The organism is Planococcus sp. BI3 (assembly GCF_056680115.1).
In genome coordinates, this window is the sequence record NZ_CM155266.1 from 1,150,303 (window position 1) to 1,163,022 (window position 12,720).

14 protein-coding genes and 2 other annotated features are annotated in these 12,720 nt (G+C 47.8%); of the genes, 1 reads left to right on the top strand and 13 read right to left on the bottom strand.

Annotated elements, in window-relative coordinates; translation table 11 throughout:
* Positions 1-53: 53 nt before the first annotated feature.
* The 8 genes from pheT to AC1MEO_RS05855 form a co-directional block, all read right to left on the bottom strand.
* A complete protein-coding gene (pheT, locus tag AC1MEO_RS05820) occupies positions 54-2,453 on the bottom strand; it encodes a phenylalanine--tRNA ligase subunit beta (protein WP_480334966.1) in 2,400 nt (799 codons plus the stop codon).
* A gap of 14 nt (positions 2,454-2,467) precedes the next feature.
* Positions 2,468-3,505: a phenylalanine--tRNA ligase subunit alpha gene (gene pheS / locus AC1MEO_RS05825; protein WP_480334968.1), complete on the bottom strand. Its 1,038-nt coding sequence runs from the start codon at positions 3,503-3,505 to the stop codon at positions 2,468-2,470.
* A gap of 39 nt (positions 3,506-3,544) precedes the next feature.
* Positions 3,545-3,772: a binding site (T-box leader), on the bottom strand.
* A 45-nt stretch (positions 3,773-3,817) separates the two neighbouring features.
* Positions 3,818-4,585 (bottom strand): TrmH family RNA methyltransferase, encoded by a 768-nt coding sequence (locus AC1MEO_RS05830; protein WP_480334969.1) that lies wholly within the window; start codon positions 4,583-4,585, stop codon positions 3,818-3,820.
* A gap of 170 nt (positions 4,586-4,755) precedes the next feature.
* Positions 4,756-5,205, bottom strand: a complete 450-nt coding sequence (locus AC1MEO_RS05835) for a small multi-drug export protein (protein WP_480334970.1) — start codon at positions 5,203-5,205, stop codon at positions 4,756-4,758.
* Positions 5,202-5,702: a hypothetical protein gene (locus AC1MEO_RS05840; RefSeq protein ID WP_480334971.1), complete on the bottom strand. Its 501-nt coding sequence runs from the start codon at positions 5,700-5,702 to the stop codon at positions 5,202-5,204. The genes AC1MEO_RS05835 and AC1MEO_RS05840 overlap by 4 nt, the downstream gene beginning before the upstream one ends.
* The gene (locus tag AC1MEO_RS05845; protein WP_480334973.1) at positions 5,692-5,904 is read right to left on the bottom strand and encodes a helix-turn-helix transcriptional regulator; all 213 of its coding nucleotides are present in this window, start codon (positions 5,902-5,904) and stop codon (positions 5,692-5,694) included. The genes AC1MEO_RS05840 and AC1MEO_RS05845 overlap by 11 nt, the downstream gene beginning before the upstream one ends.
* 261 nt (positions 5,905-6,165) lie before the next feature.
* Positions 6,166-7,254, bottom strand: a complete 1,089-nt coding sequence (locus tag AC1MEO_RS05850) for a M42 family metallopeptidase (RefSeq protein WP_480334974.1) — start codon at positions 7,252-7,254, stop codon at positions 6,166-6,168.
* Positions 7,255-7,330: 76 nt separating this feature from the next.
* A complete protein-coding gene (locus tag AC1MEO_RS05855) occupies positions 7,331-7,816 on the bottom strand; it encodes a dUTP diphosphatase (protein ID WP_480334975.1) in 486 nt (161 codons plus the stop codon).
* Positions 7,817-7,912: 96 nt separating this feature from the next.
* On the opposite strand from AC1MEO_RS05855, the gene AC1MEO_RS05860 reads away from it, so the two are divergent.
* A complete protein-coding gene (locus tag AC1MEO_RS05860) occupies positions 7,913-8,299 on the top strand; it encodes a sigma-w pathway protein ysdB (protein WP_223638419.1) in 387 nt (128 codons plus the stop codon).
* A gap of 9 nt (positions 8,300-8,308) precedes the next feature.
* On the opposite strand, the gene AC1MEO_RS05865 is transcribed toward AC1MEO_RS05860, so the two are convergent.
* From AC1MEO_RS05865 to thrS, 5 genes are all read right to left on the bottom strand, one after another.
* Complete coding sequence (locus AC1MEO_RS05865) at positions 8,309-8,587, bottom strand: DUF1294 domain-containing protein (RefSeq protein ID WP_480334977.1); 279 nt, start codon at positions 8,585-8,587, stop codon at positions 8,309-8,311.
* 134 nt (positions 8,588-8,721) lie between these two features.
* On the bottom strand, positions 8,722-9,081 hold the full coding sequence (gene rplT / locus AC1MEO_RS05870; RefSeq protein ID WP_480334978.1) for a 50S ribosomal protein L20: 360 nt from the start codon (positions 9,079-9,081) through the stop codon (positions 8,722-8,724).
* Between the two features lie 166 nt (positions 9,082-9,247).
* Complete coding sequence (gene rpmI, locus AC1MEO_RS05875; RefSeq protein WP_008432253.1) at positions 9,248-9,448, bottom strand: 50S ribosomal protein L35; 201 nt, start codon at positions 9,446-9,448, stop codon at positions 9,248-9,250.
* A gap of 27 nt (positions 9,449-9,475) precedes the next feature.
* Positions 9,476-9,982 carry a translation initiation factor IF-3 gene (gene infC / locus AC1MEO_RS05880; RefSeq protein WP_480336032.1) on the bottom strand — a complete coding sequence of 169 codons (507 nt, stop codon included), beginning with the start codon at positions 9,980-9,982 and terminating at the stop codon, positions 9,476-9,478.
* A gap of 83 nt (positions 9,983-10,065) precedes the next feature.
* Positions 10,066-10,206: a sequence feature (ribosomal protein L20 leader region), on the bottom strand.
* Between the two features lie 57 nt (positions 10,207-10,263).
* Positions 10,264-12,192, bottom strand: coding sequence for a threonine--tRNA ligase (thrS, locus tag AC1MEO_RS05885; RefSeq protein WP_480334980.1), 1,929 nt, complete (start codon positions 12,190-12,192; stop codon positions 10,264-10,266).
* Between the last annotated feature and the right edge of the window lie 528 nt (positions 12,193-12,720).

Below are 12,720 nucleotides of genomic sequence, written 5' to 3' on the forward strand. Positions count from 1 at the left end.
AAAGGATGAACCCAGTGGGTCCATCCTTTTCCTGCATTACTTTTGAATCAAATTTAACTTCTCAGCTCAGCGCCGACTTCCGTCAATGCTGCCATTACTTTTTCATGGGCGTTGATGACTTCTTCGTCCGTCAACGTCTTTTCTGGATCAAAGTAGGTCAAGGAGAAGGCGACGGATTTCTTGCCTTCTTCCATTTTATCGCCTTCGTACAAGTCGAATACGCGGACGTCTTTCAATAGCTTGCCGCCTGCGTTGCGGATGACGGTTTCAATCGTTCCGGCTTCGACAGCTTTGGAAAGCACCAATGCCACATCGCGTGACATGGATGGGTAGCGCGGCACTGGCGTATAGACCAATGCTTCTGCCTCCAGATTCAACAGCGCTGCCAGGTTTAATTCCATAACTACTGTTGTTTTCAAATCGCGCGCTTTTTGCTCGGTCGGATGCAATTGGCCCATAACACCGATGCGTTGGCCGTCCAGCATGATGAATGCCGTTCTGCCTGGATGCAGATCGTCCATTTGGCCGCGTTCGAACGTGAATTGGATGCCGAGTTTAGTACCAAGGCTTTCTACAATCCCTTTTAGGACGAAAAAGTCGACTGGCTTTTTCTCGCCCTGCCAGCTGTTGTCGAGCCAAAGGCCGGTGATTGCCACCGCCAAATGTTCCTGCTCGTTCAATAGCTCGTCGTCGCCTTTCAGGAAGACCGAACCGGTTTCATACAAAGCCACAGAATCCATTCTTCTCGCCGTGTTATAGGTAACGGATTCCAACAGATGCGGAAGCAGGCTTTGGCGCAGGATGCTGCGTTCTTCGCTCATCGGCATCAATAGGCGCGTCGTTTCTGTTTCTTCCAACGCAAATTGCTTCGCTGATTTCTCGGAAGTCAGTGAATACGTCGTTGCCTGAAGCAAACCGGCACCTTCCATTAAGTTCCGAACAATGCGGCGTTTTTCCTGGTAAGGCGTCAAGCCGCCCGGCGTGGTTTCCGCTTCCGGCAAAGTTGCAGGAATTTCATCGTAGCCGTAAAGGCGGGCGATTTCTTCCACCACGTCTTCAGGAATCTGAATGTCCTGGCGGCGCGTCGGCACGGAAATGACCAATTGGCCGTTTACTGCTTGTGTGTTGAATTTTAGGCGGTTCAAAATATCCAGCATGTCTTCAAAAGCAATTTTCATTCCCAGACGGCTGTTGATGAAATCGGGAGAGACTTTGACGATTTTCTCTTCTTTATCCAATTCATCGAATACCACAGATCCAGCCAGCACTTCCCCGCCAGCAAGTTCGGACAGCAATTGCGCTGCACGTTCTGCGGCTGGAATGACGCGGTTCGGATCTACGCCTTTTTCATAGCGCGAGCTTGCATCACTGCGAAGGCCGTGGTCTTTCGATGTCTGGCGGACAGAACCTGATGCGAAATAAGCAGATTCGATGACAACAGTCGTCGTCGTTTCGCTGACTTCCGAATTGGCGCCGCCCATGACACCAGCAATCGCCACTGGCTTTTCGCCATTGGTGATGACCAGTTGATGGCTGGACAATTTACGTTCCGCATCGTCCAAAGTCGTAATCATTTCGCCTTCTTTGGCGTGGCGTACGGTAATATTTCCTGTTCCCAATGCATCGTAATCAAATGCGTGAAGCGGCTGGCCGTATTCCATCAAGATGTAGTTGGTGACGTCGACCACATTATTATGCGGACGGACACCAGCTGCCATTAGGCGCTGCTGCAGCCACATCGGCGACTCCTGCACTTTGATGTTGCGGACTACTTTTGCCACGTAGAGCGGATTGGCTTCAGGCGCGTCGACATTCAATGTCAACATGGAGGCAGCTGTATCAGATGCTTCTTTGTAGCTGATCTCAGGCAATTTGACTTCTTCAGAAAGAATCGCGCCGACTTCATAAGCGACACCGAGCATGCTCATCGCGTCTGCGCGGTTCGGCGTCAGGCCAAGTTCCAGTACCGTGTCATCCAAATCGAAATTGGTGATGACGTCAGAACCGGTTTCCGCGTCTTCCGGCAATACGTAAATGCCTTCAGCATAGGCTTTCGGGACCAGCTTGCCTTCAATGCCGAGCTCTTGCAGCGAGCAGATCATGCCATGCGATTCTTCTCCGCGAAGCTTCGCTTTTTTGATTTTGATGTCGCCCGGAAGTTTCGCTCCAGGACGTGCCACGATGACTTTTTGGCCTGCGGCGATATTCGGTGCGCCACAGATGATTTGAGTGGTTTCTTCGCCGACATTGACCTGGCAGATCGATAATTTATCCGCTTCCGGATGTTTGATGCAGGATTCAACATAACCCACGACGATGTTGGTCATGCCCTGCGTTCGGTCGATGACTGCGTCCACTTCGATACCGGAACGCGTTATTTTTTCACCCAGTTCGGCGGGTGGCAATTGTTGTGTATTTACATAGTCTTTTAACCAGTTAATGGATACGAGCATGTTTTATTTCCTCCTTAAAGTTCTGTACGTTGGAATTGGGATAAAAAGCGGACATCGTTCGTATAGAAATGACGGATATCTTCGACGCCGTATTTGAGCATAGCGATTCGTTCAGGCCCCATGCCGAAAGCGAATCCAGTCAGACGTTTCGAGTCGTAGCCGGCCATTTCAAGAACATTCGGATGCACCATTCCAGCGCCCAGAATTTCAATCCAGCCAGTTTTCTTGCAGACGTTGCAGCCGCTTCCGCCGCATTTGAAGCAGGAAATATCCATTTCGACAGAAGGCTCCGTGAATGGGAAGAAGCTTGGGCGGAGGCGGATTTCACGGTCGTCGCCGAACATTTTCTTGGCGAATACGGACAGTGTCCCTTTCAAATCACTCATGCGGATATCTTCCCCGATGACCAATCCTTCGATTTGCGTGAACTGATGGGAATGCGTCGCGTCATCGCTGTCGCGGCGGTAGACTTTGCCCGGGCAGATGATTTTGATCGGCTCGCCGCCTTTTGCTTCCATGGTCCGCGCCTGTACCGGTGAGGTGTGCGTACGCAGCAAAATATCTTCTGTTATATAGAAGGAATCCTGCATATCGCGCGCTGGATGCCCTTTTGGCAAGTTCAAGGCTTCAAAATTATAATAGTCTTTCTCCACTTCCGGGCCTTCTGCCACTGTATAGCCCATGGAAATGAACAAGTCTTCGATTTCTTCCACAACGCGCGTCAACGGATGCGAATTGCCTGTTTTGACGGGACGCCCCGGCAAGGTGATGTCAATCGTCTCGTTTTGCAGCTTCTGGTTGATCGCTTCTTCTTCCAGAATGACCAGGCGGCCTTCGAGCTGTGTCGTCACTTCTTCACGGACCACATTGACCAACGCCCCCATTTTCGGACGTTCTTCAGCCGGGAGTTTCCCCATGCCTTTCAATAAATCCGTAATCGGCCCTTTTTTCCCTAAATAAGCCACACGGACTTCATTCAGTTCTTTCACGGTCGAAGCTTCGGCAATCTTTTCGAGTGCCTGTGTTTTCAATTCCTGCAATTGTGCTTCCATTCTTTTCTCCTCCTTAGACAGTAAAAAGCCCCGTCCCAGAAAAGGGACGAGGCATTATTCGCGGTACCACCCTAGTTATCGCCATATAGCAATCACTCATTTACATAACGGCTCTTCACCGGCCTATCTTTACAGCATCTCTGCTGGTCCCGTCAGGCAGCTAGCGGGGTGAACTTCTGAGGCGTTTACATATCCACACTTCCAGTCAAGGTGCAGAATCTCTGGGATGTAAGGGCGCAACGTACTTTTCCCGTTCTTCGCTTTTACTTATTTACTTCTTCATTATACGAAAGTTCACGATTTTTATCAAACTTAGTTTTTCGGCACCAGGCTGTACAAGAGAATGCCTGTAGCAACTGCGACATTCAGGGATTCTGCGCTGCCGTATAGCGGCACCATCAGATTTTCGTCTGTCTGCTGCAGCAATACTTGGTCGACGCCGCTGCCTTCATTGCCGACGATCAACGCAAACTGTTCATGCGTCTCCGCTTCGTGGACCGGCGTCGAGTTTTGAAGCGCTGTCCCGAAAATTTTGATGCCGTTTGCTTTGGCCTGTTGGGTCCATTCGATCAATTCCCCTTTGACGACAGGAATCTGGAAATGCGACCCTTGCGCCGAACGGACGGTTTTCGGATTGTACGGATCTGCACAGCCTTTGCCGAGGATCACCGCGTCGATGCCGCTCGCTGAAGCGGTGCGGATCATCGTGCCGATGTTGCCAGGGTCCTGGACCGCATCGATCATCAGGATTTTAGTCCAGGATTTCTGTTCGTCTTCCGTAAACTCAGGCTGCGCACAATGCGCGAAAATGCCCTGCGTATGCTCGGTTTCTGAGATTTCCTTCGCCACAGCAGCTGTAACGGAATAATGCGGAACGCCTTCAATATCCCAGTCCGCTGGAATGTCTACGCCTTCTCGGACGATCAATGATTTGACAAGTTCTTTTTTCTTTAATGCCTCTTCCGTCAAATGAAAGCCTTCCACCAGGAATTCCGCAAACTTATCGCGCTCTTTCCGAGTCGTTCCAAGCTTTTTCCAATGCTTGACGAGTGAGTTTTGGTTCGATTCGATTCTTTTCATTACTGGATCACGCCTTTATTTCAGAATAGCTCCAGTATAGCATACAGAAAAGCGGAAGCGCCCATCTAGCCCCGACAAGCGCTGGAAGCCTTTACGGTAATGGCGTCTTTTGCCATTGCTGGAAAGGCTGAAGCGACTCGAGGGGCTGGGCGCTGGAGTCTGGACACAGCTTAGATTTCCCTCGTGAAGAAATCAAAGCCAAGTGCGGTCAAAATGCCGAATGCCAATGTCCAGACTGCGATGCTGATGGTCAGCCAAACGGTCGTGTTCTTTTTTGTTGCCCCTAAGGTCATTCCGATAAAAGCGGCGATATGGGTGCCGATCAGAATAGGTCCGAGCATGGCAAGTCCAGGCAAGCCGTATTTATTCCAGATGCGTATGGCGCGCTCGCTTTTTTTCGTATTGGCTTTGCCTTTTGCTCTCTGGCGCTTGTCGTACCATATTCGAAACCGGTCAAAGCCGATGATCAAAGCCAGCACCGTCAGCATATTGCCGATGAAAGCCAGCACCATCACCCAAAACGGCGACAGGCCCCAAACGATGCCAAGCGGAATCACCAACGCGATTTCGAACCAGGGAATCGCAGCTCCCAGGAAGACCAGGAAATATTCATAGATCATTCGGTTTCCTCCTTAAGATGCTTGCGGATTTCCAGATAGTAGATTAGGTATTGGATAAGCGCCACCAGCAGAATTCCCCAAACGGTAAACAAGTTCGGCAACGGAGAAAATATCGCAAAGACCGCTAGCGTCGGCAAGCTCCAAGACATGAATGTGTAGACTTTTTGGGAAGCTTTGCGCGTAATATACGTCATCCCTTCGTCCTGCTCCAGGTATTCAGGAGGTCGGATTGAGAAGGGCGAAATTTTTTGGGATGGATTCTTTTTATTATGGCGTGTTAAATGGTACGAAAAGATTGCCAGCATAACGAAATACAGAATGACCGATCCGACAGCGAAAAATCCGGCTACTGGCCCAAGCTCTACGGAAATGCTCTGTACCGTTTCTGTATTGACCATTTCTGTTGTCGGGGAACTGACGCCGTATGCAAACATTCCCAGCACGACAATAAAACCCATCATCCACAACGGATATTTTAAACGGAAATCATTTTTCATTGCCATCCTCCTCCAGCCAAAATAATTCATTGACGTTTGTCTGCAATGCTTTTGCCAGCTTCAGCGCCAGCGTGATTGACGGAGAAAATTCCCCTTTTTCAATAAACGCAATCGTCTGGCGTGTGACGTCGACTTGCTTGCCGAGATCACTTTGTGTGAAACCGTATCGAGCTCGTAGTTCTTTTACGCGGTTCTTAAGCATCCGCTTCATCCTTTCTGATGAATGTTCGGTATATATAACAAAATGTACATTATACTTAACATTTAGTCAAGTAAAGTGTACATTTTTCGAGTTATATTGTTTCTGATATTTATTTGTTTGCGGAATAAAGGCGTTTGTTTGCGCTAAGTCGGGAGTTGTTTTGCGGTATACGGCGGTTTGTTTGCGGTATACCCGAGTTTGTTTGCAGAACTGCCTCAAACTACAAAAAACCCCTTCGCCGAGGCGAAGGGGTTCTAATTTTTATTCGAATGTAATACGCGCTACGGTGTCTTTATCGAGCTTTTTGATCACTTCGATGATCAGCTTGACGGCGTTTTCGTAATCGTCGCGGTGCAGGATGCCTGCATGCGAGTGGATATAGCGTGTCGCTACGCCGATCGCCAAGGCAGGAACGCCGTTTGCCGTCAAATGGATTGACCCGGCATCTGTTCCGCCGCCGGCAATCGTTTCGAATTGATACGGAATGCCAGCTTCTTCAGCTGTGTCCACAACCAGTTCGCGCAAGCCGCGATGGGAGACCATTGAAGCGTCGAACAGCAATAATTGCGGGCCATCGCCCATTTTGCTGTTGGATTCCTTGCTCGTGATGCCCGGTGTATCGCCGGCAATGCCGACGTCTACAGCAAATCCGATCTCCGGCTGGATTTGCGCAGTCGCCGTTTTGGCGCCGCGCAGGCCAATTTCTTCCTGAACCGTACCTACTCCGTAAACCACGTTCGGGTGGTCGACGCCTTTGAGCCCTTTCAGGACATCGATGGCAATCGCACAGCCGATGCGGTTATCCCAGGCTTTCGCCATCAGCAGTTTTTCATTGTTCATCACGGTGAATTCGAAATACGGTGTGACCATGTCCCCTGGAGTGACTCCCCACTCTTTCGCTTCTTCACGTGTTGAAGCGCCGATATCAATGAACATGTCTTTGATCTCGACGGGTTTCTTGCGCGCTTCCGGTGATAGAATATGCGGCGGTTTTGAGCCGATTACACCGGTAATTTCCTTGCCGCTGCGTGTGGTGATGGTGACGCGCTGAGCCAGCATGACCTGTGACCACCAGCCGCCTACCGGTTGGAATTTCAAAAAGCCTTTGTCATCGATTTGCGTAATCATGAATCCGACTTCGTCCAAATGGCCAGCTACCATGATCTTCGGTCCGTCAGCCAGTCCCACTTTTTTTGCAATCAAACTTCCCAAACCGTCTGTTTCTATTGAGTCAGCGAATGGTGTTATGTATTTTTTCATGACTTCACGCGATTGGCGTTCGTTGCCAGGAATGGCGTTCGCGTCCGTCAATTCTTTCAACATCAATTGTGTTCTATCCAAATTAGACATTATTTCGACCTCCTAAGTAATTGATAGCTTACCTATTATAATGCACTTCTGGACAGTTATCAAAACATTCGTTCTATCAATACCCGTCATGCTGGCGGTCGTAATTGGTTTTGTTCTTTTGGATATAGGCTTCCAGCACTTCATCATAAGTGAATTCCAAGGCCAGCGCCAGTCCACCGTAACAGCTCCAGATCTCCATGAAGTTGGACATAGAATAATTCTCCAGAAAATCCTGGATGGCTTTTTGCGTCAGCAGGAACAATTCCGTCAAATCTTTTTCCACGACCGGATCCGGCCAAATTTCCAGCGAGTTCAAATCTTTTTCGATTCCGAGCGACAGGAGGAAATGGATCGAATCCACGTATTCCTCTAAAATGACAGAACGCTCGGACGGGCCTTTCGTGCTCCAAAACTTGAAGCAGCGTGTTTCATTCGCCAGTTCCGCCAATTCCACTAATAAAGCCAAGCCCTTCTTGCGAAAAACATCTTCTGTGATTTCCTGATTGGATTGGATAAAACGATCGAGTTCTTCCTGCATGTTGAACAATTCCTGCAATTTCATAGAAATCTCTCCTTTTAATAAAATAAATCTTGAAACCAAACTACTTTTCACTCGTATAGTAACTAGTAGGACTATGTAACCTAGGAGGTAATTCAAATGGCTTTTCTCATACGCCTTATTGTACTGGCATTGATCATCTATTTATTTTATCGATTGATCCGCTACATTGTAGATCCAAAAAGGAAATTGGATGCCGCCCTTGAATCAGGAACCTATTATTTTCTGGATGATGTAAAAAATGTGCAAAAAAACTTTTTTATTGCGCTTCGCGGCGTACTGTTCGAAGGTGAAAAATACCTGGGCACTACTGAAAATTCTTTCGAAGTAGTCTCCATTTTTGTGTGGGTGGAAAATCCCGATAAATTGCAGGGCTTCACGAAAGAAGATTTCCAATTTCTCGAAAAAGAGATTTTGATGAATTATCCGGAAGCCCGGATCAACTGGAAAAATCCGATTGAACGTCTAATGAAGCAAGAAGAGTGAGTCACGCTTTCACCCTGTATAAAAGTTCTGATAGCTCCAGATGAGGATGGCTGCATCAAGCATAGCCAGTACCAGAAAGCCGATGCGGAAGTTGGTGTGCTTCGTTTTATGGCGAAATGCCATCATGCCAAGATAAGCCCCAATGCCCCCGCCGAAAATTGCCACGGCCCACAGGTTCTTTTCAGGAATCCGCTGGCCGCGGTGCTGTGCCTGGCGTTTGTCGACCTTCATCATCACAAAGGCCATCACCGTTACTATTGCCATATAACCAAAAATAATCAAAAACATCGGATTTTCCTCCATAAGAAAAGACTGACGAAAATTCGTCAGTCTTTTTTATTGTTTCGCTAAACGCCTGAGCATTGCAGCTTTCTAGTTGTGTGATGTCTATGGACTGCAACGGACAGGCGCTTACGCTTTTATTACTTAGTTACTGCTTTTTTAGCTTGGTCAACCAATGCTGTGAATGCAGCTGCATCAGATACAGCGATTTCAGCTAGCATTTTGCGGTTGATGTCGATGCCTGCAACTTTAAGTCCGTGCATAAGACGGCTGTATGAAATTTCGTTCAAACGAGCTGCTGCGTTGATGCGTGTGATCCATAGTCTACGGAAATCACGTTTTTTGTTGCGACGGTCACGGTAAGCATAGTTACCTGACTTCATTACCTGTTGGTTTGCTACTTTGAAAAGGATGTGCTTTGCACCATAATAACCTTTTGCTAATTTAATGACCTTTTTACGACGCTGGCGCGTCACTGTTCCACCTTTTACGCGTGGCATATCACATTACCTCCTGCTGAATATATAAAATTCGATTTTTGTTACTTGTTAAGACTTCAGCACCCAGATTCTCGGCGTCATAAGCCAAAGCAGCTGTGCGGCAAAAAGCACCGCTTCGCCTCTCCGTCTTATGCCCATCGAATCTATACGGGCGCTTACGTTTTTCTTACTTCATGTTATAGATTAATGATTTGATGCGCTTCAAGTCGCCTGAAGAAACTAATTTCCCTTTGCGAAGTTTACGCTTTTGCTTAGTTGATTTGTTTGCAAATAAGTGGCTAGTATGTGAGCTGTGGCGTCTTACTTTACCAGTACCCGTTTTTTTGAAACGTTTTGACGCACCACTATGGCTTTTCATTTTCGGCATTTCGAATTCCTCCTAAACAATGATCTCTTATTCTTTTTCGTTGACTGGTGCAAGCATCAAGAACATGCTGCGGCCATCCATTTTAGGGCGCTGTTCAACCGTTGCAACTTCTTTGCACGCTTCTGCGAAACGTTCAAGGACACGTTGTCCGATTTCTTTGTGCGTAATCGCACGGCCTTTAAAACGAATAGAAGCTTTTACTTTGTCGCCTTTTTCAAGGAACTTGATCGCATTGCGAAGTTTCGTGTCGAAATCGTGATCGTCAATTGAAGGGCTTAAGCGTACTTCTTTGACGACAATCACTTTCTGATTTTTACGGATTTCACGATCTTTCTTCTGCTGCTCAAACTTGAACTTACCATGGTCCATGATACGAGCAACCGGCGGCTTAGCTTGAGGAGCCACAAGAACAAGATCCAAGTTGACACGAGCTGCAATTTCAAGTGCTTCGATACGCGTTTTGATGCCAAGTTGTTCACCATTTTGATCAATAACTCGCAACTCACGTGCACGAATACCGTCATTTACATTAATGTCTTTGCTAATAGTAATCCACCTCCGGATAGTGTCGCGAATAGCTTAAATGTGTGAACCGGCCGAACCGGTTTACAGGGTTCCGATCAAAACAAAAGCGGATGGACCACAGAGGTCCACCCGCAAATATGACAACACGCTTCTTTCTGCGTGTAAAAGTCAATCGTGTATACCTGCCAACAATCGGTCGATCAGGTGAGAAGCGGGTGCTCCTGCTTGCACATATAAGTATTCTATAACCTTATTCATAGTAGCACGTGCCTTTGGACCTGTCAACCATTCTAGCGAAGTTCGCTTTGAACCAGTTTTACAAAGTCGTCGAATGGCATACTTTCGGATTTCTGTTCGCCGTATTTCCGGACATTGACCGAACCGTCTTCCAGTTCCTTGTCGCCGATGACGAGCATATAAGGCACTTTCTGCATTTGCGCTTCACGGATCTTATAGCCAAGTTTTTCATCCCGCTCGTCAATGTCTACACGGATTTTATGATTTTGCAGTTTTTCCTGCAACTCTTTTGTGTAGTCACTGTGGGCATCAAGCGATACCGGAATCATTTCCACTTGAACTGGCGCGAGCCATGTCGGGAACGCCCCTTTGTATTCTTCGATCAGGAATGCGACAAAGCGCTCCATTGTTGAAACAACGCCACGATGGATAACGACCGGGCGATGCTGCTTGCCATCTTCCCCGATATACGACAGGTCGAAACGTTCAGGCAATAGGAAATCAAGCTGGACAGTCGACAACGTTTCTTCTTTGCCAAGAGCTGTCTTCACTTGAACGTCCACTTTTGGTCCGTAGAATGCGGCTTCGCCTTCGACTTCTGTATAATCGATTTCCAGCTCATCCATCGCTTCTTTCAGCATGGCCTGTGCACGGTTCCACATGGCGTCGTCGTCAAAGTATTTTTCTTTATCCGCTGGATCGCGGTAAGACAAACGGAATGAATAATCTTTGATGTCGAAATCCTTATAGACTTCGACCACAAGATTAACGACGCGTTTAAATTCTTCTTTGATTTGGTCTGGACGGACGAAGATATGAGCATCATTCAATGTCATTCCGCGAACTCGCTGCAGTCCTGATAATGCGCCAGACATTTCATAGCGGTGCATAAGCCCTAGTTCCGCAATGCGAATTGGCAGCTGGCGATACGAATGGATGCCCTGTTTGAAAATCATCATATGATGCGGGCAGTTCATCGGACGCAAAACCAATTCCTCGTTGTCCATTTTCATGACCGGGAACATATCGTCCTGGTAATGGTCCCAATGTCCGCTTGTCTTATACAATTCCACGCTGCCCATGACCGGAGTATAGACGTGGTCATAGCCCAAACGCTCTTCTTTGTCGACAATATAACGTTCGATGATGCGGCGGATTGTTGCGCCTTTTGGAAGCCACATCGGCAATCCTTGGCCGACTTTTTGGGAGTTCATGAATAAATTCAATTCTTTCCCAATTTTGCGGTGGTCGCGTTCTTTCGCTTCTTCCAACATCTCAAGATGCGCTTTCAAATCTTCCTTTTTGAAGAAGGCAGTTCCGTAGATGCGCTGAAGCATCTTGTTATCGCTGTTCCCTCTCCAGTACGCACCGGCAACACTCAATAATTTAAACTCTTTCAATTTGCCGGTCGATGGGACATGAATGCCTCGGCAAAGGTCGAAAAAGTCGCCTTGCTCATAGATGGATACTTGATCATCTTCCGGAATCGCTTCAAGAAGTTCCAATTTATATTGATCTTCAATCGCCGCGAAACGTTCTTGCGCTTCTGCACGTGTGACATCATGGCGAATGATTTCAACGTTTTCGTTGATGATCTTCTTCATTTCTTTTTCAATCAACGGCAAATCTTCTGAAGTGATCGCCGACGCTGTATCGATATCGTAATAAAAGCCGTTTTCAATGACGGGGCCAACACCAAGTTTGGCATCAGGATATATCCGCTTGATCGCTTGTGCCAAAAGATGCGCAGTGCTGTGGCGTAAAACTTCCAGCCCCTCATCCGATTCAGGAGTGATGATGGCAATGTCTCCATCTTCTTTCAATGGTGCGCGCAAGTCGACCAATTGATCGCCTACTTTGCCTGCTAATGCTTTTTTGCGCAATCCTGGGCTGATTGATTGTGCGATTTCTTCAGTAGTTGTGCCCCGCTCAAACTCTTTTACTGCTCCGTCAGGGAATTTTAGTTTAATCATGTCTGCCATGCCAATCTCTCCTTTTAATAAAATCTGTTGAAAATGCCTATGCCACAGGGTCTGGCCAGGCATTTCCTTTTTGCTTAAGCGGCCGCTTCCGCTTTTCTTTGTCCAGCTCCAGCGGCCAGATTCTCGGGTCATAAGCCAACCCAACTATGTGGCAGAGAACGCCACATTGTCGGTCTGTCTTATGCCTGTCGGAGGTCCGCAGGATGCGGATCATGTAAGCGTTGCGACAGGAAGTCGCGCACTTAGCTTACGTTCCTCTAAACGGCCGCTTCCGCTTTTCTTTGGCCAGCTGCAATGGCCTGCTCCTCGGGTCATAAGCCAACCCAACTATGTGGCAGAGAACGCCACATTGCCGGTCTGTCTTATGCCTGTCAGAGCAAAACGGCCATTTTCGCTTTTCTTTTTTCCCACAAAAAAAAGCCCCATCCCAAAAGGGACGAAGCTTTAGCTCGCGGTTCCACCCTTCTTCTATTCAAAACGGACAGATCCGTTCGGAATGAAGCTCTGCATCGGCTAACGGGCCGGTTC